This is a genomic window from Streptomyces sp. NPDC002701, from assembly GCF_042889045.1.
In the GTDB taxonomy this organism is placed as follows: domain Bacteria; phylum Actinomycetota; class Actinomycetes; order Streptomycetales; family Streptomycetaceae; genus Streptomyces.
In genome coordinates this window covers 70014-92144 of sequence record NZ_JBIAQL010000012.1, presented here as the reverse complement: position 1 = coordinate 92144, position 22131 = coordinate 70014, and the positions used below count along the sequence as shown (strand labels likewise).

The following is a 22131-nucleotide window of genomic DNA, read 5'->3' as shown; positions in this document are numbered from 1 at the left end:
GTGGACATCGGCGTGTACCGCCCCGGCGAACTGACCTCCGCCGACCGGTCGGCATGGACGGCCTTCCAGTCGAAGGCGCACCTGCACGACATGCCCGGACTCGCGAACCCGTTCCTGTCACCGGAGTTCACCCTCGCCGTGGGCCGCTGCCGCCGCGGCGTGCGGATCGCGGTCGTCCGGGAGGACGGCGAACCCGCGGCGTTCTTCCCGTTCCAGACGACCGCCGCCGGCGTCGGCAGAGCCGTGGGGCTCGGCGTCTCGGACTGCCAGGGCCTGGTCCACCGGCCCGGCTTCACCTGGGACGCACGCGAGCTGCTGCGGGCCTGCGGGCTCGCCGTGTGGGAGTTCGACCACCTGGCTGCGGACCAGCCGCCGTTCGAGGCGGCGGCCTCCGGCACCTTCCCGTCCCCGGTCATCGACATCGACCGGGGCTACGAGACCTACCTGGGTGAACTGCGCGCCAGGGCACCGAAGTTCACCAGGAGCACGCTCGCCAAGGAACGCCGGCTGGGCCGCGACCACGCGGACGTACGGTACGTGCACGACGAGCGCGACCCCGAGGTGCTGCACACGCTGATGCGGTGGAAGTCGGCGCAGTACCGCAGGACCGGGCGCAGCGACCGGTTCGCACAGGACTGGATCTCACGGCTGACGCATCAGCTCTTCCACAGCCGTTCCGAGTCGTTCGCCGGAGTCCTGTCGGTGCTCTACGCGGGCGGCAGACCGATCGCCGCGCACTTCGGACTCCGTTCCGAGCGGGTGCTGGCGTGCTGGTTCCCCGCGTACGACCCGGCGTTCTCCAAGTACTCCCCGGGCCTGGTCCTGCATCTGCGGATGGCCGAGGCGGCAGCCGCCGACGGCATCGCCTATCTGGATCTGGGCCGGGGGCAGAAGGAATACAAGGACTCCCTGAAGACACGGGAACTCACCGTGTCCGAGGGGTGGGTCACGCGCCGTCATCCCGTGGCGCTCGGACACCGGGCGCGACGCGCCCCCGTCCGGGCGCTGCGGAACACGGTGCTGTCCCGGCCGGAGCTGTTCGAGCCGGCCGACAAGATACTCAAACGGATGGGGAAAACCCGTTCGAGAGGAGAGGTAACGGTCAAATCAACAACAAGGTGATGTCCGGTCAGAAGTCTTGCCATGGCATCACAAGCATCAATATCGTCTTGGATATACCTGCATCAGCCCATCAGTGCACATGCGATCCAGGGGAGGGCTCAGGATCGCGCGAGGGGCCGGTGCGGGGCGCGGTAGGGGGGTGCCGTGCTCGGCGCGCAAGTGTGCCGAGTCGTGCCGCGCGACCGACCTGGAGAGTCGGCTAGTTCTGCCAGCTCACACGGCATGCACGGAGGTCCATCTCGGCATGCCGTAAGTGAGAAACCCCCCTTTCGAACCGGACAAAGAACCGGACCGCCCGGGGGTGGGCGGTCCACCGGACGAGAGGGACCAGACTCATGACTTCTTTTCTGCGCCCGGCGGTCTCGGGCCAAGATCCGCTGTCAGCCCACAGGTACCGGCCCATTTCCACTCACCTGGCCATCGCGCCGCCGGTGAGTGTCGTGATCCCCGCCATGAACGAGGCGGAGAATCTCCCGTACGTCTTCAAGACACTTCCGCAGTGGATTCACGAAGTGGTTCTCGTCGACGGCAATTCCACCGACGACACCGTGCAGGTGGCCCGCGAACTGTGGCCCGACGTCAAAGTCGTCACCCAGCTCGGCAAAGGCAAGGGCGACGCCCTGATCACCGGTTTCGCGGCGTGCACCGGCGACATCATCGTGATGGTCGACGCGGACGGTTCGGCCGACGGGCACGAGATCGTCAGTTACGTCTCCGCGCTGGTCTCCGGCGCGGACTTCGCCAAGGGCTCGCGGTTCGCCAACGGCGGCGGCACGGACGACATGACACCGGTCCGCAAACTCGGCAACTGGGCGCTGTGCACAGCCGTCAACCGCAAGTTCGGAGCGCGCTACACCGATCTCTGCTATGGATACAACGCGTTCTGGCGGCACTGCCTGGACAAGATCGACCTCGACTGCACGGGCTTCGAGGTGGAGACGCTGATGAACATCAGGGTGGTCAAGGCGGGCCTGAGGGTCCAGGAGATACCGAGCCACGAGTATCTGCGGATCCACGGCGCGAGCAATCTGCGCGCCGTACGGGACGGGCTGCGGGTGCTCAAGGTGATCCTCAAGGAGCGCTCCAACCGGCGGTCGCTGCGCCGCCGTCCGCGCGCCGTGGCGCTCGGCTCCGGTTCCGGAGACATGCCGTGAGCACGCCTGACATCTCCGTCGTCATCTGTGTCTACACCGAGGACCGCTGGGAGGACATCCTCGCGGCGGTCGCCTCGGTGCGGGCGCAGTCCCGGCCTGCCCGGGAGACCCTCCTGGTCGTGGACCACAACCAGGCGCTCCTGGACCGGCTGTCGAAGGAGTACAAGGAGACAGGGGAGGTGCGGGTGCTCGCCAACGCGGGACCCCGCGGCCTGTCCGCGGGCCGCAACACGGGCATCGCGGCCTCCCGCGGAGACGTCATCGCCTTCCTCGACGACGACGCGGTCGCCGAGCGCGACTGGCTCCTGCACTTCGCCGAGGGATACGAGGATCCGCTGGTGATGGCCGTCGGCGGCCGGACGGTGCCCATCTGGGCGTCGGGCCGCCGGCCGGCCTGGTTCCCGGCCGAGTTCGACTGGGTGGTGGGCTGCACGTACAGGGGCCTGCCTCCCGGCCGGGTCCGGGTGCGCAACGTGCTCGGCGGCAACGCCTCGTTCCGCCGTACGGCCTTCGACGCGGCGGGCGGCTTCGCGACCGGCATCGGACGCGACGGCGACAAGCGCCCGCTGGGCTGCGAGGAGACGGAGCTGTGCATCCGCCTCACCCGCGCCAGGCCGGACGCGGTGCTGCTGATCGACGACCGCGCGGTGATCCACCACCGGGTGCCGGAGGTGCGCGAGCACTTCGCGTACTTCCGCACCCGCACGTACGCCGAGGGTCTGTCGAAGGCCCTGGTCGCGCGCAGTGTCGGCGCGGACAAGGGGCTCCAGTCGGAGCGCCGCTACGCCACCCGGGTGCTGCCCGCCGGGGTCGCGCGCGGACTGCGCGACGCGGTGCTCGCCCGCCCCGGCGGCGCGGGCCGGGCCGCCGCCATCGTCGCCGGAGTGGTGACGGCGGCGGGAGGGTACGTTCTCGGGAGCGTCCGGGCACGCAGGGGCGGGACGGAGTTCGCAGTCGTCCCGGTCGCACGGAGCGAGGGGGCCGAGGGATGAGCGGACCACGCGAGCCACGCGTGCCGATCCTCATGTACCACGCGGTGGCCAAGGCTCCGAACGACGCCACCCGCGCCCTGTCCGTGACGCCCGAGGCGTTCTCCGAGCAGATGGCGCTGCTGAGCGGTTCGGGCTTCAGCCCCATCGGCACCGCGGACCTGGCCCGTGGGTGGCGTACGTCCGGTCCGCTGCCGGAGCGGCCCGTGCTGGTGACCTTCGACGACGGTTACGAAGGCGTGCACCGGCATGCCCTGCCCGTGCTGGCCGAGCACGGTTTCGCGGCCACGCTGTTCGTGTCGACGGGCTGGCTGCGCGGGGAGCACGACACCGGGGGCGGTCTCGACGAGATGCTCGGCTGGGACCAGGTGCGCGAACTCGCCACCCACGGGGTCGAGATCGGCGGCCACAGCCATACGCATCCCCAGCTGGACCAGCTCTCCGACGACGCGCTCCGGTTCGAGCTGCTGCGGTGCCGGGAGATCATCACCGCCGAACTGGGCGTGCGTCCCGCGTCGTTCGCGTATCCGTACGGCTACTCCAGCCGGCGGGTGCGCGGGATCGTGCGCGAGGCGGGCTTCGCCCAGGCGCTCGCCGTGGGCAACGTCCTCGCACGCCGCCGCCAGGGACCGTACGCGCTGCGTCGGGTCACCGTGCGCCGCGGCACCGGGATCGAGGAGTTCGAGGGGCTCGTCGAGGGCCGCTCGATCGCCCGTACCTTCGCCAGGGACCGTGCCCTCACCAAGGGGTACGCCATGGTCCGCAGAGCACGACAGGTTCGCCGGAAGGCCATCCGCTCCCGTGTCTGACACGACCACGGCCAAGGCCGACACTCCCCCGCCCGGGCCGGCCGAGCAGTCCGGGCGCCGCCTCCGCCTGCCCCGGCTGGGCCCGTCGTCCGGAGGCAGCCAGCTGTTCCGGAACGCCTACGCCCTGATGCTCAACACCGGTATCTCCGCCGTGCTCGGGCTCGGCTACTGGCTGGCCGCCGCCCGCTACTACTCCGAGTCGGCGGTCGGCCAGGGTTCCGCCGCGATCGCCGCGATGAAGCTCCTCGCGGGGCTCACCGCGGTCACGCTGACGGGCGCCCTGGCCCGCTTCATCCCGGTGGCCGGCCGTGGCACCGGACGCCTCATCTTCCGTACCTATGCGGGCAGTTCGCTGATCGTGGCGGTGGCAGCGGGCGTCTTCCTGCTCACCCTGGGCTTCTGGGGATCCTCGTACCGCTTCCTGCACGACCCGCTCATCGGTCTCTGTTTCGTCCTGTCCGTCGTCGCCTGGTCGGTACTGACCCTCCAGGACGGGGTGCTGACCGGACTGCGGAGCGCTCTGTGGGTGCCCGTCGGCAACACGGTGTTCTCGGCGGTGAAGCTGGCGCTGCTGGTGGCGTTCGCCACGGCGATCCCGACCATGGGCGTCTTCGTGTCATGGATCGCGGCCATCGCGGTGTCCGTGCTGCCGCTGGGCTGGCTGGTGTTCCGGCGCCTGGTGCCCCGGCACGTGGGAGCGACGGCGGACGACGCCGAGCCGCCCAGCACACGGGAGATCGGGCGGTTCCTGGCGGGCGACTACACCGGTTCGCTGTTCTCGCTCGCGGTCGTCTACCTGGTCCCGGTGCTCGTCGCCTCACAGGTCAGCTCCGCCGACAACGCGTACTTCTACATCACCACCACCATCGGCGGCACGGTCAACCTGCTGGCCATCAACATGGGCGCCTCCCTGACCGTCGAGGGCTCGCACGACCCGGCGCGGCTGGCGGCGAACACCCGGGCGGCGCTGCGGCGGATGGCGCGGATCATGCTGCCGGTGGCCGGGGTGCTGTTCTTCGGAGCGCCGTGGATCCTCGGTGTGTTCGGCCAGGGGTACGCGGACGCGGCGACGCCGCTGCTGCGCTGGTTCGCGGTCGGCGCAGTGCTGCGGGTCGTCATGGAGACGTACTTCGCGGTGCTGCGGGCCCAGAGCCGCACCGCGGGACTCGCCTGGCTGCAGGGGCTGCTGTGCGCGCTGGTGCTCGGCCTCACCCTGATCCTGCTGCCCCGCATGGGACTGACCGGCGCGGGCGTCGCGGAGATCTCCAGCCTCGCGGTGATCGTCCTGCTCGCCGCTCCCCGGCTGTACCGGATCGTCAGGGCCGCGCCGCCCGATGACCTTCCCCGGAACGCGGCGCCCGACGGGGACCTGGCCGACCTCGGTGCCCGCGACGTGCCCGCGGCGCAGCGGGACGAGCCGAGGAAGGGCCGCGGGCCCGCCTGGGCGCAGCGGCTCGACACGGACACGCTGGCGCTCGGCGTGCAGCTCGACTTCGACCACCTGGAACGACGGCCCGACGTGCGGCCGGGTCCGGGGACACCCTCGGCCGGTACGCCCGCGGCCGACCGGCCCGCCCGCGCCCCGGGGCCCCGGCCGGACCACCGGCCCACGTGGGCGCTCAGGGCACCGCTCGGCCTGCCCTCCTCGCGGGTGGAGGTGGGCCTGCCCGTGGAGAAGCGGGAACCGGGCTCGGAGACCTCGGTGAGCCCGTCCGAGATCGAGGTGGACGCCCCGTTCGAGTCACCGATGGGCGGGCGCTTCGAGGAGGGGGACGACGTCGAGCACCCGGAGGGCGTACGCGGAGCCGGTCCGGGCGGCCCGTCCGGCACGGGCGACTCCTCGGCGGCCGTACGGGAGGCGGACGGCCCCGTACCGCCGGAGCCGCCGGCGTCCGGGTGGCGGCGGCTGCGGCCGACCCGGCTCGGCGTGCTGCTCGGCTCGCTGCTGACGGCCGCGCTCGTCCTGTACTGGGTGCCGGTGTCCGGGCTCGGGGAACGCGATCTCGACCGGATGGACGGACTCGGCCTGGTCTCCGTCCTGCCGACGCCGACCCTGGTCGGGGCCGGTCTGCTGGTCACGGTGTTCGCCTCGCTGCTCTGGCTGGGCCGCGAGCACAAGGCCCTGCTCATGGTCACGCTGCTGGCCACGGTGGTGTCGCTGCACGCGCTGCCCGCCGTGATCGAGACGGAACCGCGGTTCGCGACGGCCTGGCAGCACCTCGGGTTCATCGACTACATCGACCGCACCGGCTCGGCCGTGCCCGACCTCGACGCGCGCTGGAGCTGGCCGGGCTTCTTCGCGGCGGCCGCGTTCTTCGCCGAAGCCTGTGGGGTCGACGACCTCACGGAGGTCATCCGCTGGTGGCCGACGGCCATGCAGCTCCTGTACCTGGCACCGCTGTTCCTGCTGGTGCGCCACATGCGGGCGAGCTGGCGCGCCCGGTGGACCGGCATCTGGATCTTCGTGCTCAGCGGCTGGGTCGGTCAGGACTACTTCTCCCCGCAGGGCTTCACCTACCTTCTCTACCTCGTCTTCGTGGCGATCCTGCTGGTGTGGTTCCGGGCGCCGCGGGTGCTGTGGACGAAGGCGCGACCCGGCGAGCTGGAGGTCGAGCCGACCGACCGGCGCCAACGGGCCGTCCTGCTCATGGTGCTGATCGGCCTGTTCGTCGCGACCGTGCCGGCACACCAGCTGACGCCGTTCGTGATGCTGGGTGTCCTCACGGTCCTCGTCCTGGTCGGCCGCTCCGAACTGCGCGGCCTGCCCATCCTGTTCGCCGTCGTGGTCTGCGCCTGGATCGGCTTCCTCGCCGAGCCGTACTGGTCGGGGCACTTCGACGAACTGTTCGGCGGGGTCGGCGGGGTCGGCGGCAATGTGTCGTCGTCGGTCTCCGGCCGTATCGGTGAGGGCAGTTCGTCCCACAAGCTCGTCCTCTACGCGCGTGTGGCACTGGCGGGCGGCGTGCTGGCGCTGGCCTGCTGGGGCTACTGGCGCCGGCGCGACCACAAGTACCGCGAGCGGTCCCTGCTCGTCCTCGCGTTCGTCCCGTTCCTCGGCTTCGGCATGCAGTCGTACGGCGGCGAGATGGCGCTGCGCGTCTTCATGTTCGCCCTGCCGGGCGCGGCCCTGCTCGCCGGCCTCGCGCTCTTCCCGCGGACCGGCGTCACCGCGAAGGAACGGGACCAGGACCGGGTGAGCCTCGCACCGCTGGCGGCCCTGATGGCGGGTCTCGTCCTGATGGGCGGCTTCCTGGTGGCCCGCTGGGGCAACGAGCCGTTCGAGCGGATCCGGCCGGGCGAGGTCGCCGCCATGGAGTACGTCTACGCCCATGACGAGCCGACCGCCAGGCTGCTGTGGCTGAGCGACGACACGGTGAACAACGTGACGCCCGCGATGCCGTGGGGGCGGCAGGACATGGAGAAGGTGGAGTACGTTCCCACGCTCGCGCCGGCCGACCCGGTGCTCGTGTCGAGCCTGGTCAAGTCGCTGAAGGACGCGGGCCCGAACTCGTACCTCATCGTCAACCGCAGCCAGGTGACCTACCTCCAGCTGGACATCGGCTACTCCAGGACCTGGGACCAGCGTCTCATCCGCAACCTCGATGCCCGCCAGGAGCTCCGCAAGGTCTTCGTCAACGACGACGCGACGATCTACACCCTGCGCGGCGAGCCCGGTGGCAGGCCGGCGAAGGCGGATCCGGGGCCGGTCGGCCCGCAGGTCACCTGGACCCCCTGGTCGGTGGTCGGAGCGCTGGCCGCGATCGCCCTGATCGTCCTGCTCACCGCGCGGGAAGTGGTCCGCGTGTCCACCCGCCCGAGCGTCCGCCAACTCCACTACCTACAGAGCACCTTCTGGTTCTCCCTCCCCCTACTGGCCGTACTACTCGCTTCCCTGACCCAAAGATTCCTGACGATGGCCTAGAACAAAAGACTGCGCAGTTCCCCGCGCCCCTTTGAAGGGGCGCGGGGAACTGCGCAGTCTTTTTTGGGGGCGCGGGGAACGGCGCAATCCTTTAGGGGCGCGGGGAACTGCGCGACAAGCCCCCACCGGCCGGCACCCGACCGCCCCGCCCCACCCCACTCCCACTCCTACCGACTGAGCCACGTCACCCCATACGCACCCAACACAACCCGCCGCCCATCAACCTCCACACGAACCCCCCGCCCCACCGTGTTCACCACCAGAACAACCCCGTCATCGGCAAGCACCCGCACATCCCCCCGCCCACCCCCCGCAACAGAAACCCCCTCATACGCGGTCCCAGGAGGGAACTCCGCCCCGAACCGCGTGAGCAGCCCGAGCATCGGCAACGGCTTCCCGCCCGACGCCCGGTCGGTCGGCGTCCACAGACACCCCGCGCACCCGGCACCGTTCTCGGTCTCCGGGTTCCAGTAGAACGCGGAGGTCGCCCCACCCCGAGCCATCGCGATCAACCCCGTGGCGTGCACGGCGACCCGGCGCGCCTCGGACCACCCGTCCCGCACGTCCTCAGCGTCCGCCGGCTCCACGTAGTACTCGGCCCACCACAGCGGCAGGTCACCGGTCCGCTCCCGCACCCACCGGCTCACCGCCGTGAACTTCTCGGTCGCCGTGAACTCGTCCGGCAGCAGATCGTCGTCCTTGGTGTAACTGGCCCCGTCGACGACGACGAAGTCCGCGCCCGTCCTGTTCTCGTTCCAGTAGTCGAAGGCGTCGAGGACCCGCTGGTCCATCGCGCCCCAACTCCCCTTCAGCGACGCGGAGGCGTCCTCGCGCTGACGCGGATCGAGGCTGTCCATCACCAGATAGGGCCCACCGACCTCGATGTCCTCGTCGACCTTCTTGAGCGCCTTGTAGACGAGGTTGTAGAGCTCGGTGTACCCCTCGTAGTCCCACCGGGCCTCGCTGTCGTTCCAGAAACCCTTGAACTCGTTCCACACGATGAAGTGGCGCACGTCCGGATAGCGTCTGGCGACGGTCGCGGCGAGTGCGGCGTAGTCCTTGTAGTGGGCGCGGTCCGGGGCCGTCTCCAGGGCCTCCTGGCTCCAGTCGGTCCTGTCGGAGCCGGGTGTGCCGCCCTTCATCCAGTCCGGCGCGCAGCACAGCGTGACGACCGGGGTGCCACCCGTCGCACGGACGAAGTCGATCCGGCGGTCCATGGCCTCGAAGTCGTACCGCCCCTTGACCGGCTCCGGATTGTCCGCCCCCCAGCCCATGATGTGCTGGATCTGCGGCGGGGGCCGCTCGGCGAGGCGCCGCTCCACGCGCTTCGTGGCGGCCGCGCTGCCTTCGTCGGCGCTGAACTGGGTGTGGGTGAAGCCCCAGCCCACTTCCGGTCCGGTCTTCGCCGGGACGGACGGTGTGCCGTGCGCCTTGCCGCCGTCGCGGGTCGTGCCCGCCACGCTTCCGGTGTCCCCGGGCAGCGTGTGCAGCAGCGTGAGCACCAGGGCGAGAGCGGTCACGCCCACGCCGAGCAGAGCGGTGAGGCGCCACCGCCGAGCTGCCGAATTCCACCCATGACGTCCCATCATGGGCAACAGTAACCGCGCGTGTCGGCGGTGGAACAGGTTCCGTACTCCACAGCCCTGTAACAGGACGGAGGGGGTACACCGGGAAGTCCGGACAGAGCCGACACCGGGGCCCGTCCGGGGACGCAACACGGAAACCGGATGCACGGGGCGTCCGGGTGACAGATCATGGCGGCATGTCTGCCAACCTCCACGACGCTCTGCCGATCCGGCTCAACGTCGACGACAGCGACTCACCGTCGGACGTCGTCGACGCGCTGTTCCTCGGCCGCTTCGCGACGGGCGAGCAGCCGCACTCCCACGCGGCGAACATCGACCGCGTACGGTCCGGGGTCTCGCTCCTCCCGCCGGGCGCCCGCGTGGTGCGGTCCACCCGCGACGACGACCGCAGCGCGACGCTCGCGGAGGGCGACGGCTGGACCCTGCTCGTGTCCCGCTGGAACCGCGGCGCCGACGTGACGGTCACCGCGACCAGCGCGGAGCTCGCCGAGAAGGTCCTCGGCGAGGCGACGGACGGGGCGGCCGACGAGCCCGAACCCCAGCCGGAGAACGTGACCATGGGGTTCTGGTACGTGTCGCCGCGGCGCGGCCCGCACCGCACGACCCGCCAGATCTCGGCGGGTACGTGGGAAGAGGTGCGCGGCAACTACACGGCGCCGGTGGCGGACGCGATGGACGGCCTGATGAAGACGACCCCGGAGGACATCGCGGGCCGTCTCCTGCTGCTGCACGGCCCGCCGGGCACGGGCAAGACGTCGGCGCTCCGGACGCTGGCGCGTTCGTGGCGTGACTGGTGCCAGGTGGACTGTGTGCTGGACCCGGAGCGGCTGTTCTCCGACGTGGGTTATCTGATGGACATCGCCATCGGCGAGGAGGACGGCACGGGGAAGGGGCGTTGGCGGCTGCTCCTCCTGGAGGACTGCGACGAGCTGATCCGCGGCGAGGCCAAGCACACGGCGGGGCAGGCGCTGTCGCGCCTGCTCAACCTCACGGACGGGCTGCTGGGCCAGGGCCGCAACGTCCTGGTGGGCGTCACGACCAACGAGGACCTGGAGCGCCTGCACCCGGCGGTGGTCCGCCCCGGCCGCTGCCTGGCCCGTATCGAGGTCGGCCCCCTCACCCGCCGGGAGTCCACCGCCTGGCTCGGCACGGACGAGGGCCTGGGCCGGGACGGAGCCACCCTGGCCGAGCTGTACGCCCTGCGCCGCGGCACGACCCCGACATCGGTCCCCTCCCAGAGAGAGGGCCCGGACGCGGGCCTGTACCTGTAGCCACACGGCCCCTCCCGCAGCCGGCAGGGGCACGGCCCCGCACCCGACGCCGTGCTCTTGCCCCCACGCGCGGCGGGCAGGGGCTGTGCCCCTTCCTCGGCGGGCAGGGGCCACGGCCCGTTTCTCCCGCTGAGACGGCGAGCAACCACCGCGGCGCACCCCGGCGGTGCCGATTTCCCACCCCGCCCGTCTCCATCCCTGCCATCCGCCCCCGGACCGCGGCGCACGACCGGCAGGTCCGGTATCGAACCGGTCCGGTGTCGAACCCGGCCGGCGTCGGACCCGCCCGGTGCCGGTCCGGACCGGCAGGTGGGCCGGTGTCGGACCCGGCCGGCCGGCAGTCGAGCGGGGCCCGCCCAGCCGGCCGGCAGGCCAGATCTCAGCCGGAGTCTCCATAAGCCGCGCGCAGCGCGTCCCGTACCGCGTCGAGCGCGGCCTCCTCCGACAATCCCAGCCGCCGCACCCGGTCGGCATACGCCTGCGCCTCCGACGCGGCCGCCCGGTCCGCCGCCGAGCCCGCGGCGGCGACGACCGTTCCGTTGCGCCCCCGCGTCTCGATGACCCCGTCCGACTCAAGGGCCCGGTACGCCTTGGCGACCGTGTTCGCGGCGAGGCCGAGCTCCTCGGCCAGCCCCCGCACGGTGGGCAGCCGGTACCCCACCGGCAGCGCCCCGGCCCTGGCCTGCTCGGAAATCTGGGCGCGCACCTGCTCGTAGGGCGCGACCCCGGTCCCGTCATCGATGTCGATCTTCAACGTCACCCGGTGATTGTCCCGCACCCGCGGGAAAATGAGAGGCGTCCCGCCCCACCTCGCGCGTAGCGTGCGATGCCATGACCGTGATCGTCCGCGACTTCCGCGCCGAGGACGCCGGTGGCTTCGCCCACATCCGGCGGCTGGCGCTCCCCTTCATGCTCGCCACGCCGGAGTCCGTCCTGCACGACGTCGCGCACGCCCACCGCGACGCGCATCACCGGCTGCTGGTGGCCGAGGAGGACGGTGAGCTCGTCGGCACGGCCCAGACGGGCATCGTGTACGACAGCCCGCAGCCCGGCCAGGGCTGTCTGAACGTGTACGTGCACCCGGAGCGCCGGGGCCGCGGCGCCGGCGCCCTGCTCGTACGGACCGCCGAGGAACGCCTCGCCGAGGTGTCCGCGACGAAGCTCTTCGCCTGGGTCCTCGACGAGCCCGCCAACCGTGCCTTCGCCGAGCGCCGCGGCTACCGCCCGAGCCGTTCCGCGCACTTCCTCCGCCTGGACCTGGCGAACAGCCCGCTGCCGCCGCGCCGGGAACCGCCCGCGGACGTCGAACTGCGTACGGGCGCGGACTTCACGGACGACCCGCGCCCCCTCTTCGCCCTGGACGCGGAGACACTCCAGGACGAACCGGGCGACATCACGCACGAGTTCACCGACTACGAGGCATGGCTGAAGGAGACCTGGCACCACCCGCTCCTCAGCCATGAGCTGACCTCCGTCGCGGTCGTCGACGGCCGGCCCGCCGCCTTCAGCGCGGCCCGTACCGACGGCGGCATCCGGTACGGCACGGTGATGACCGGCACCGCCCGCGCCCACCGCGGCCGGGGTCTCGCCAAGCTGGCCAAGAGCGACTCCCTGCACCGCGCCCGCGCCGCCGGTCTCACGGAGGCGTTCACGGGCAACGACTCCGGCAACGAACCGATGCTGGCGATCAACAAGTGGTTCGGCTACGAGATCTGCGCGACGGAGGTGCAGTATGTCCGCGAGCTCGGCTGACCCCGGGAGCCGCCGCGACGCCCCGCGGGTCCTGGACGTCGTCCTGGTCAAGGCGGGCCGCACGAAGATCCGCTACCGGGCGGAACTGCTGCACGACGACGGCACGCGTGTCACGGTCCGGGCGGCCTGGGCGGGGGCCGGCGTCCGCGACTTCGGCTTCGTGCGGTTCGAGCCGGGTGACGTGTTCACCGAGTACTACTGGCGCGACCGCTGGTACTCGGTGAAGGAGGTCCGGGACGGCGAGGGCGTACTGAAGGGCTGGTACTGCGACATCGCCCGCCCGGCCGTCGTGACCGCGGGCGAGGTGGTCTGTGAGGACCTCGACCTGGACCTGTGGCGCTCCGCCGACGGCAGGACCGTACTGCGCCTGGACGAGGACGAGTTCGCGGAGAGCGGCCTGGAGAACACCGACCCGCCGGCCGCGTCGGCGGCCCGGGCCGCCCTGGACGAACTGGAACGCGCCGCCCTGGAGGACGGCTTCGAGGCACTGCTGATCCCACCCGCCGACGCGACCCACTGAGCCGAGCGGCTGCCCCCATTTGCCCGGACGGCTGCCCGCGCGACCGGCCCGGCCGGCTCAGGGCGCGGCGATCACCGCGATCGCCGCGTAGCGCTCGTCCGCCACCTCCCGGCCCCACAGCACGGGGTCGTCCGACAGCCGTTCCACTCGTACGTCCGCCGCGAGGGGCGCGAGCAGACCGGTCAGCCGGTCGGCGGGTATCCCGACCGGGCTCGTCGTCCCCCAGACGCCCTCGATGAGGACGAGCCGTCCTCCGGGGCGCAGCAACCCGCGCCAGTGCCGCAGGACGCGGCCGGGATCGGACAGTGTCCACAGCACATGGCGGACGAGGACGACGTCGAACCGCTGCTCCCCGACGGGTGGCGCGGCGGCGTCACCGACCAGGAACGCGGCGTCGCGGCCGGCCAGCTTGGCGCGGGCCAGCTCCACCATGCGGGGCGAGAGGTCGACACCCGTGACGCGGTGCCGCGCCTCGGAGGCGAGGAGTGCCAGGCTGCCCGTGCCGCAGCCCAGATCGAGCACGTCGACGGGGCCGCGGGGCAGCCAGCCGCGCAGTCTGGCCGCCCACGCCTCGCGCACGGCGGGGTCCCGCAGACCGTGGTCCGGTTCGTCGTCGAAGGTGGCGGACTCGGCGTCCCAGTCGACGACGGACCGGTCTTCACCAGCGCTGTCACTCGTCATGTGCCCAGAGTGACACCCGGCACTGACAGTGGGCCCGCGCCCGGTCCCGGGCTCCGCCGTTCGTCCGGCCGACAGGCTGTCCGGCATACGGCACCACAGGTGAAACGTGACAGCCGCCACTGACAGGCGTCCACCGATGAGTCACCCTCCCGGGAACGGTCCACCTCCGTGAGAACGCGGAACCCGGTGGCCGCGAGGAGGCCCTTATGCGCCGCACAACCGTGCAGAAGCCCCTGAGGAAGTCGGACTCCCGCCGTGTGCGGGAGGAGGCCGACCAGCGTCCGGCCGAGCGCCCGGAGATCCGCAAGGACATCCGTCGCACCTGGTGGCCTGACGGGTGAGTGTCCGCCGCGGCGGCGGCTACCTGAGCGCAGTCTCAGTACTCCCTTAACGGCGCCATAAGGATCGCCTCCACCCGCTCCCAGCAGGGGATTTCGCGGTTTCGAGGGGCTAGCTTGCTGATCGCCCCCCAGGCATCACAGGCCCCCCGGATCCTTCGATCCGCCGTCCGAGGAGTTCCCCCATGCCCGCTCGCCACCAGGCCGCCCGCATCGCCACCGTCGCCGTGGCCGGCGTCGCCCCGCTCGCCCTGACGGCTCTCGCCGCAGCCCCGGCCGCCGCGCACGGCTCGATGACGGACCCGGTGAGCCGGGTCGCGGGATGCTTCGCGGAGGGCCCGGAGAACCCGAGGTCCGCCGCCTGCAAGGCGGCGGTCGCGGCCAGTGGCACGCAGGCCCTCTACGACTGGAACGGCGTCAACATCGCCAACGCGGCCGGCAAGTCGAAGGAGATCATCCCCGACGGGAAGCTGTGCAGCGCCGGCAACGACAAGTACAGGGGTCTCGACCTCGCCCGCGCCGACTGGCCGGCCAGCCGGCTGACCTCGGGCAACCGCACCTTCCGCTACAAGGGGACCGCCCCGCACAAGGGCTCGTTCGAGCTGTACGTCACCAAGGACGGGTACGACCCGACGAAGCCGCTGAAGTGGTCGGACCTGGAGTCGAAGCCGTTCGCCAAGGTCACCGACCCGCGGCTGGAGAACGGCGACTACGTCTTCAGCGGGGTCGTCCCGGTCAAGTCGGGCCGTCATCTCATCTACTCGATCTGGCAGCGCTCGGATTCCCCCGAGGCTTTCTACACCTGCTCGGACGTCGTCTTCGGCGAGGGCGGCCAGGGTGCGGAAGCCTCCGCCGCGCCGACCGCTTCGGCCCCGTCCGACGAGGTGATCGCGGACGGCACCGACAAGTCGTCCGTGGAGCACGGCGGCCACGGCGACGACGACCCGAAGACCCAGGCCACGGTCACCGCGGCCGCCGCCGCGGACACCACCTCCGACACGGACTCCGGCACCGATGCGAACTCCGGCACCGTTTCCGGGGCCGGAGCCGAGGAGACGGCGGGGTCCGGCGAAGCCGCGGACGGCTCCGCGAACGATGCCGAACCCGCCGGCGGCGCGCAGAACCTCGCCGAGACCGGCGGGGCCGGCTCGACCCCGTACATCGCGGTCGGCGGAGCGGCCGCGCTGGCGGTCGGTGCCGCCGCGTTGTTCGCCTCGGTCCGCCGCCGGGCCACCGGCAGCCGCTAGCCGCTCCGCGGGGGGCGCCGTAAAGGGTGCTGAGGGAGGGGATCTGCGGGTCCGGCGGTGGCTGGTCGCGCCGTTCTCCGCGCCCCTTCAGGGGGCGCCCCCTGAAGGGGCGCTCCCGCACGGCGTCAGCCGATCGCCGACAGGCAGGTGGTGGGGGTGGCGTGGGCCGGGTCCAGGGCGTTCGCCACCTCGTGGAAGGCGATCCGGTCGACGAGTCCGATCGCCGCGTGCTCGGAGAGGTCGAGCGCGCACAGGTCCTGGATCAGGACGTTGCGTACGTCCGGACCGTCGAGGTACTGCGACCTGTATGGCGTGACGACCCTGTCGTACCGGGTGGCGATGACGGTGTAGCGGACACCTGGCACGGTGTCGCCGCCCGCGTTGAGCCTGGTGAGGAAGGCGGAGCCGGCCACCTGGTCGGCGAGGGCCGGGGTGGCCGTGGAGAGCAGGTCGGCCGCACCGGGGAAGTACGGGAGCAGGTTGGCCAGCCCGTTCAGGGTGGTGCCGTGGTTGCTGGGCGCGATACCGACGAGGGCGTTCACCTTGGCGGCCCCACCGAGGAACTTCAGGTAGTGGCGGGGCATCAGGCCGCCCTGAGAGTGGCCGACGAGGTCCGCCTCGGCCGCTCCGGTCGCGGCGAGCACCTTGTCGACGAAGGTCTTCAGCTGTTCGGCCGACCTGTCGATGGGGCCGAGGCCGTGGAAGAGCGGTACGCCGGGAAGTTGCCCGTAGTCGAGGGCGTAGACGCAGTAGTCGCGGTTCACCAGGTAGGGCGCGAGGCCCAGCCAGTTGTCGACGGAGTTGGCGAAGGTGCCGTGGACGAGGACGACGGGGCGCGGGTGGGCGGCGGACGGTTTGCAGGAGTAGTCGTTCCAGCCCCTACTGGTCGCGGCTCCGGCCCGGTCGGTCGCCGAGGGGTCGGCGGTGGCGGTGGCGGCGGGGACGATCGTGACCGCGAGGGCGAGCAGCAGCGCGGACACGGGTCTGAGCAGGTGTTTCCAGGGCAGCATCGGGTGATCTCCTTGCGGCTCAAGGGAGTGACGAGGCGTACGCCCTGTGATCCGGATCACGAGGATGCTGTTCTTGCTTCAAGTTACGAGTGAGTAGTAAAAGTGTGAAGTTGTGTGTCAGTAAAAACTTCCCGTGCTGGCTGGGAGCACTGACACGTGACGTTGAACCGTCACCAGGCGGGCCTGATAGGACCGTAGGGCGCAATGCGCAGCAAACGGTCGCACAACGCACGAACTTCACCCTCACCGAGCAGTTCGATCCACGGCCGAACAGCCTCCATGGCCGCCTCCTCCGCCGCCCGCGTGCACTCCCGGCCCCGCGCGGTCAGCACGACCAGCCGGGCGCGCGCGTCGTCGGGGTGTGGCCGCCGCTCCGCGTATCCCTTACGGACGATCTCGTCGACGAGTTGACTCGCGGCCTGCTTGGTCACTCCCAGGTGGGCGGCGAGTTCGGTGACCGTCGCCCCGCCGGGCGCCATCCGGGCGAAGGCGAACCCGTGCGCGGGCCGCAGCCCTTCGAAGCCACGGGCGACGACTCCGTCATGGATGCGCTGCGTGAGCTCACCCGCGACGGCGAGCAGGGCGGCGGATAGGGCCATGGCCTCGGAGTTCTGCACGCATGCATTGAAACACCCTTGACGAACCGGTCAAGCTGATTGACTATATTCACGCAGATGGTCAAGCAGCTTGACCATCAGGTAACCAGTATCCAGCGTCAGCACAGGAGGCAGCCGTGCCCGTAGTCCGCTCGTCCGAAGGCGTCGTCCACGAGATCCATGGCGCCCGCTTCGTCTCGTACGCCAGTCCGCTCAGGGGAAGCAGGGAGCTGTGCGCCTGGCGGGGCGAGATCCCCGCGGGCACCAGGGCTCCCGCGCACACCGTCGACCGGGAGGAGATCTTCCATCTCCTCGCGGGGGAACTGCTGATGACACTCGACGACCGCACCGAACGGATCGCCCCCGGCGACACGGTGATCGTCACCCCCGGCACGACGCTCACCGTGGAGAACCCGACCGACGACACCGCGGTCTCCTGGGTCACCACCTCGATCGGCCTCCGGGCGAAGCTGGCGGACGGGACGACCCTCGCCCCGCCCTGGGCCAACTAGCCGCTCCCCCGGCCGGGCGTCACGCGGCGCACGTACCCGGCATCAGGGCGCGGGGGCCGAACCTCGCCCGTACCCGGTCCGCCACCTCCTCGACACGCCGCACCTTCTCGTCCACCGGATCGAACGTGAGCTGGTGGGAAGCCCGATCGGCGGGATCGAGCCCCTCGGCCCGCAGCGCCACCGCCCGGACCCGGGCCCGCTGCAGGCCGAGCGCCTCGTACATGCGGTACGCCGCACCGGTGAGCGCCGGCGAATGGGCGGTCGGCTCGGAGAGCGTGCGGCTGCGGGTCGTGGTGGCGGGGGTCCCGCCGCCCGCGCCCGTTCGGGAGGGCGGGAGGTCGGCGTACCGGACGGTCAGGGTGAGCGTGCGGCACACCTTCTCCAGGGCGCGCAGCCGCGAGCCCAGTTCCTCGGCCGCGGAGAGCAGCGCCCGCCGGTGCTGGTCGGGGTCCAACTCGTCGCGCGGGAACGGCCGTTCCGCGACCAGTGACCGGGAGACGGCGTTCGGCACGACCCGGCCGCGGTCGACGCCCTGTGCCATCTCGTGCAGTGCGCGGCCGGTCCGGGCGCCGGTGAGCCGTTGCAGCGTGGACAGCGGCGCGGCGGCCACCTCGCCGATGCTCTCCAGGCCGTACTCGCACAGGGTGCGGGCGGTGGCGGCGCCGACTCCGGGCAGTGCGCGCACCGGCCGCACCGCCAGGAACTCCGCGCGGGCACCGGGCTCTTCGGGGACCACCTTCGTCTCCCCGAGGGCGGCCTCCCGCAGGGCCAGCCGTGCGAACATCGGGCCGGGCCCGGCCCCGATCGCGCAGTCGGCGCCGTGCCAGGCGAGGGCCCGTACCCGGATCAGCGCGGCCAGTTCCACGACGTCCCGCCGGAAGTACCGCTCGGCGCCCCGCAGATCGGCCAGCGCCCCGTCGGGCGGCAGCGCCTCGACGACGGGGGTGAACTCCTCCACCGTGCCGAGGAGCCCGGGCAGGGCGGCCTCGCGCGTCGGCGGCAGCTGGAAACGTACGCAGAGGATGGTCATCCCGCACTCCCCGGGCTCTGGTGCCACAACTTCCGTCCGCCGGCGGGTCCTTCGCCGGCCGGGCGCAGATCCGCCCACGGATGCATTGCGAATCCCGTGGGCAACTGGATTCGCCGGCCGCCCGTCGCGTCCCCCGTGTCCCGGGGACCGGCCTCGCCCTCGGGCGCCTTCTGCGACTCGGACAGCTTCAGCGCCACTCCGTCCAGTCCTTCCGCGCGCCGCAGTTCCGCCAGGTCGGCGAGGTTCCAGACGGCCGTCCCGACCACGCTGAGGCTGCGCGGGCCGCGCCTGTGCACCACTCCGCGCACGAGCAGCAGCCAGGAGTGGAAGACGGTGTGCGCGCACGTGTCGTGGGAGTCGTCGAAGAAGGCGAGGTCGAGCAGGCCCGTACCGTCGTCCAGGGTGGTGAAGATGATCCGTCTGCCGGAGCGGATCGGCGGGGTCTGGGTGGCCGCCTTGGTGCCCGCGACCAGGACCGTCTCGCCGTGCCGGGCCGTCCGCAGCCGGCGTGCCGTGACGACGCCCAGTTCGTCGAGGAACGTCCGGTGGTCGTCCATCAGATTGCGGGAGGCGTCCATGGAGAGCACGCCCAGTTCGGCGCTGAGCCGCTCCGACGAGGAGAGGTCGGGCAGCCCGGCCGGCGCGGTCTCCTGTCCGCCGGAGAGCGGGAGCTGGGAGCCGCCGCCACCGCGCGCGCCCCGGTGCAGTTCGGTCAGGTGCAGTTGCAGGTCGCGGCGGTTGGCACCGAAGGCGTCCAGCGCGCCGACCTGCGCGAGGCGGCCGGCCAGCGGACGGCTCGGCCGGGCCCGTTCCCAGAAGTCGAGCAGCGAGGCGTACGGCTGGCCCTCCTCGATCCGCGCCGCCTCGGCCTCGCTGATCCCGTGCACGTCGGAGAGCGCGAGCCGGACGCCCCAGGACTCCTTGGACGCCCCCGATCCATCGGATTCAGACACCAGTTCGATACGGTGGGCGACCGCGGACCGGTTCACGTCCAGCGGCAGGATCGGCACCCCCCGCCGACGGGCGTCCGCGAGCAGCAGCCGCTTCGGGTACATCCCCGGGTCGTGGGTGAGCAGCCCCGCGTAGAAGGCGGCCGGGTGGTGCGCCTTCAGCCACGCCGACTGGTAGGTCGGCACCGCGAAGGCGACCGCGTGCGCCTTGCAGAAGCCGTACGACCCGAAGGCTTCGACGATCCCCCAGGTACGCGTGATCGTCTCCGCGTCGTATCCCCGCGCGGCCGCGTGCTGCGCGAACCAGCGGCTGATCCGTGCCTGCGACTCGGCGTCGGACAGCCCGCGCCGCACCCGGTCCGCCTCGTCGCGCCCGCAGCCGGTCATGATGTCGACGATGTCGATGATCTGCTCGTGGAAGACCACGATCCCGTACGTGCTCTTCAGCGCGTCCTCCAGGTCCGGGTGCGGGTAGCGGGCCGGCGCCCGGCCGTGCCGTGCCTCGATGAACGGGCGCACCATGTCGGCCGCCACCGGTCCGGGGCGGAAGAGGGAGATGTCGACGACCAGGTCGTGGAAGGTCGCGGGCTGGAGCCTGCCGACCAGGTCCCGCTGCCCCGGCGACTCGATCTGGAAGCAGCCCAGCGTCTCGGTCGACCGGATGAGCCGGTACGTCGCCGGGTCGCCCTCCCCGACGGCGTCCAGGTCGATCCGGTCCCCCGTCGTCCGTTCCACCTCGGCCACCGCGTGCGCCATCGAGGACTGCATCCGTACGCCCAGCACGTCGAGCTTGAGCAGCCCGAGGTCCTCGACGTCCTCCTTGTCGAACTGCGACATGGGCAGCCCTTCGCCACTGGTCGGCACGACCGGCGTACGGGAGAGGAGCGAGGCGTCGGAGAGGAGGACCCCGCACGGGTGCATGGCGACCCCGCGCGGCAGGGCGTCCAGCGCCTCCACCAGTTCCCACAGCCGTCCGTACCTGGCCCCTTTCCGGTGGAGTTCCCCCGCCAGGGCCTGGAGCTCGGGCAGTTCCGCCAGCGCCGCGCGGGCGTCGCGGGCGCGGATGTGCGGGAACGCCTTGGCGATCCGGTCGATGTCCGCCGGGTCCATGGAGAGCGCGGCGCCGACATCCCGTACGGCATGCCGTACGCGGTACGTCTCGGGCATCGCCACGGTCGCGACCCGCTCGGTGCCGAACCGGTCGATGATCGCGCGGTAGACCTCGATGCGGCGCGCGGACTCCACGTCGATGTCGATGTCGGGCAGGACCGGCCGGCGCTTGGACAGGAAGCGTTCCATCAGCAGCCCGTGTTCGAGGGGGTCGGCGTGCGCGATGCCGAGGAGGTGGTTGACGAGGGAGCCCGCCCCGGAGCCGCGGGCGGCCACCCGGATGCCCATTCCCTTGATGTCGTCCACGACCTGGGACACCGTGAGGAAGTAGGAGGCGAAGTGGTGGTGGGCGATGATGTCCAGCTCGCGGTGCATCCGCTCCCAGTACTCACGCGCCTGGGAGGAACGGTCGTATCCGAGCCGCAGCATGCCCGCCGTCGCCCGTGACGCCAGTACGCGCTGCGCGGTGCGGCGTCCGGCACCGACGAGGTGCGCCTCGGGGAAGTGCACGGCGCCGATCCCGAGGTCGTCCTCCGGGTCGACCCGGCACTCGGCGGCGGTGGCCCGGGTCTGTTCGAGCAGCCGGTGGGCGGTGTCGAGGCGGTAGCCGGCGGCCTCGACGACCCGTTCGGCGGCGACGAGCATGGCGTCCGCGTCCTTGAGCCATGCCTCGCCGCTGTCCAGCTCCTTGCGGGGGTCCACGGGGACCAGCCGGCGGGCGGCGTCCAGTACGTCGGCGACCGGGCCCATGCCGGGGTCGGCGTACCGGACGGCGTTGGCGAGCACCGGGCGCACCCCCTGCTCGGCGGCGAAGCCGACGGTACGGGCGGCCAGCCGCAGGGAGCCCGGCCCCGTGCCCTCACGTCCGTGCCAGACCGCTTCGAGGCGCAGGGCGTCGCCGTACACCTCCCGCCAGGGCGCGAGCAGTCGCGCGGCCCGGTCGGGGCGTCCGGCGGTGAGCGCTCGGCCGACGTCGGAGGCGGGACCGAGCAGGACGGTCAGCCCTTCGGCGTGGTTCTCCGCCCAGGGCAGCAGCGGCCGTCCTTCTCCCGCATGGGATGCAGTAACGATTCTGCACAGATCGGCCCAGCCCTTGGCGCCGTCCCGGGCGAGAAAGGTGACCCGGGGCATCGATTCGTCGACGAAGGCACCGCCCCGCACGGGAGTCCGGCGCCGCTCCCCCCGCCCGGGCTCCGCGAGCGGGGGCCCCGCGACCGCGAGGTCGACCCCGAACAGCGGGCGCACGTCCTGCGCGGCGCAGGCTTTCGCGAACCGGACCGCGCCCGAGACGGTGTCCCGGTCGGTGAGCGCCAGCGCGTCCATGCCCCGCACGGAGGCCCGCTCGGCCAGCCGCTCCGGGTGCGAGGCCCCGTACCGCGGGGAGAACCCGGAGGCGGTGTGCAGATGCGTGAAACCGGGCACACGCACCTCCACCACCAGGGGCCCGGGCCAGCCCTCGAACATCAGTTCCCAACTTCCTCTTCTCCACCATAGACCAATTTTCGAACGCGTGTGCGACGTCCATTCGGACC

Annotated in this window: 18 protein-coding genes; 11 read left to right on the top strand and 7 right to left on the bottom strand. The window is 71.8% G+C overall.

The genetic code is table 11. The features are described from left to right. From ACFYXC_RS27680 to ACFYXC_RS27660, 5 genes are all read left to right on the top strand, one after another. A complete protein-coding gene (locus ACFYXC_RS27680; RefSeq protein WP_389554521.1) occupies positions 1–1122 on the top strand; it encodes a GNAT family N-acetyltransferase in 1122 nt (373 codons plus the stop codon). 335 nt (positions 1123–1457) lie between these two features. Continuing rightward, positions 1458–2276 (top strand): glycosyltransferase family 2 protein, encoded by an 819-nt coding sequence (locus ACFYXC_RS27675; RefSeq protein ID WP_388913980.1) that lies wholly within the window; start codon positions 1458–1460, stop codon positions 2274–2276. Then, positions 2273–3268 carry a glycosyltransferase family 2 protein gene (locus ACFYXC_RS27670; protein ID WP_389554519.1) on the top strand — a complete coding sequence of 332 codons (996 nt, stop codon included), beginning with the start codon at positions 2273–2275 and terminating at the stop codon, positions 3266–3268. The genes ACFYXC_RS27675 and ACFYXC_RS27670 overlap by 4 nt, the downstream gene beginning before the upstream one ends. Continuing rightward, a complete protein-coding gene (locus tag ACFYXC_RS27665; protein ID WP_389554518.1) occupies positions 3265–4074 on the top strand; it encodes a polysaccharide deacetylase family protein in 810 nt (269 codons plus the stop codon). The genes ACFYXC_RS27670 and ACFYXC_RS27665 overlap by 4 nt, the downstream gene beginning before the upstream one ends. Next, entirely contained in the window at positions 4067–7996 is a 3930-nt protein-coding gene (locus tag ACFYXC_RS27660; RefSeq protein ID WP_389554516.1) for a polysaccharide biosynthesis C-terminal domain-containing protein, read from the top strand. Before ACFYXC_RS27665 ends, ACFYXC_RS27660 begins: the two co-directional genes overlap by 8 nt. 167 nt (positions 7997–8163) lie before the next feature. Here the strand turns inward: ACFYXC_RS27660 and ACFYXC_RS27655 are convergent, their stop codons facing one another. Further along, complete coding sequence (locus ACFYXC_RS27655) at positions 8164–9582, bottom strand: xylan 1,4-beta-xylosidase (protein ID WP_389554642.1); 1419 nt, start codon at positions 9580–9582, stop codon at positions 8164–8166. A 176-nt stretch (positions 9583–9758) separates the two neighbouring features. Here ACFYXC_RS27655 and ACFYXC_RS27650 point away from each other — a divergent pair, with 176 nt between their 5' ends. After that, complete coding sequence (locus ACFYXC_RS27650) at positions 9759–10853, top strand: DUF5925 domain-containing protein (RefSeq protein WP_388913995.1); 1095 nt, start codon at positions 9759–9761, stop codon at positions 10851–10853. Between the two features lie 379 nt (positions 10854–11232). Here ACFYXC_RS27650 and ACFYXC_RS27645 read toward each other — a convergent pair whose 3' ends face one another. Continuing rightward, the gene (locus ACFYXC_RS27645) at positions 11233–11613 is read right to left on the bottom strand and encodes a GntR family transcriptional regulator (RefSeq protein WP_389554514.1); all 381 of its coding nucleotides are present in this window, start codon (positions 11611–11613) and stop codon (positions 11233–11235) included. Positions 11614–11684: 71 nt separating this feature from the next. Here ACFYXC_RS27645 and ACFYXC_RS27640 point away from each other — a divergent pair, with 71 nt between their 5' ends. Beyond that, positions 11685–12605: a GNAT family N-acetyltransferase gene (locus ACFYXC_RS27640; RefSeq protein ID WP_389554512.1), complete on the top strand. Its 921-nt coding sequence runs from the start codon at positions 11685–11687 to the stop codon at positions 12603–12605. Further along, complete coding sequence (locus tag ACFYXC_RS27635) at positions 12586–13125, top strand: DUF402 domain-containing protein (RefSeq protein ID WP_389554510.1); 540 nt, start codon at positions 12586–12588, stop codon at positions 13123–13125. The genes ACFYXC_RS27640 and ACFYXC_RS27635 overlap by 20 nt, the downstream gene beginning before the upstream one ends. A gap of 57 nt (positions 13126–13182) precedes the next feature. Here the strand turns inward: ACFYXC_RS27635 and ACFYXC_RS27630 are convergent, their stop codons facing one another. After that, positions 13183–13806: a class I SAM-dependent methyltransferase gene (locus ACFYXC_RS27630; RefSeq protein WP_388914007.1), complete on the bottom strand. Its 624-nt coding sequence runs from the start codon at positions 13804–13806 to the stop codon at positions 13183–13185. A 206-nt stretch (positions 13807–14012) separates the two neighbouring features. Between ACFYXC_RS27630 and ACFYXC_RS27625 the strand changes: the two genes are divergently transcribed. Together ACFYXC_RS27625 and ACFYXC_RS27620 are read left to right on the top strand one after the other, a co-directional pair. Beyond that, a complete protein-coding gene (locus ACFYXC_RS27625; protein WP_388914010.1) occupies positions 14013–14147 on the top strand; it encodes a hypothetical protein in 135 nt (44 codons plus the stop codon). Positions 14148–14329: 182 nt separating this feature from the next. Then, entirely contained in the window at positions 14330–15391 is a 1062-nt protein-coding gene (locus tag ACFYXC_RS27620; protein WP_389554507.1) for a lytic polysaccharide monooxygenase, read from the top strand. 125 nt (positions 15392–15516) lie between these two features. On the opposite strand, the gene ACFYXC_RS27615 is transcribed toward ACFYXC_RS27620, so the two are convergent. Continuing rightward, positions 15517–16401 (bottom strand): esterase/lipase family protein, encoded by an 885-nt coding sequence (locus tag ACFYXC_RS27615; RefSeq protein WP_388914016.1) that lies wholly within the window; start codon positions 16399–16401, stop codon positions 15517–15519. Positions 16402–16571: 170 nt separating this feature from the next. Further along, positions 16572–17018 (bottom strand): MarR family winged helix-turn-helix transcriptional regulator, encoded by a 447-nt coding sequence (locus ACFYXC_RS27610; protein WP_388914020.1) that lies wholly within the window; start codon positions 17016–17018, stop codon positions 16572–16574. A 116-nt stretch (positions 17019–17134) separates the two neighbouring features. On the opposite strand from ACFYXC_RS27610, the gene ACFYXC_RS27605 reads away from it, so the two are divergent. Beyond that, positions 17135–17509: a cupin domain-containing protein gene (locus tag ACFYXC_RS27605; protein ID WP_389554504.1), complete on the top strand. Its 375-nt coding sequence runs from the start codon at positions 17135–17137 to the stop codon at positions 17507–17509. Between the two features lie 19 nt (positions 17510–17528). On the opposite strand, the gene ACFYXC_RS27600 is transcribed toward ACFYXC_RS27605, so the two are convergent. Beyond that, entirely contained in the window at positions 17529–18539 is a 1011-nt protein-coding gene (locus ACFYXC_RS27600) for a hypothetical protein (RefSeq protein ID WP_389554503.1), read from the bottom strand. Continuing rightward, complete coding sequence (locus ACFYXC_RS27595; RefSeq protein ID WP_389554640.1) at positions 18536–22021, bottom strand: DNA polymerase III subunit alpha; 3486 nt, start codon at positions 22019–22021, stop codon at positions 18536–18538. The genes ACFYXC_RS27600 and ACFYXC_RS27595 overlap by 4 nt, the downstream gene beginning before the upstream one ends. Positions 22022–22131: the final 110 nt, after the last annotated feature.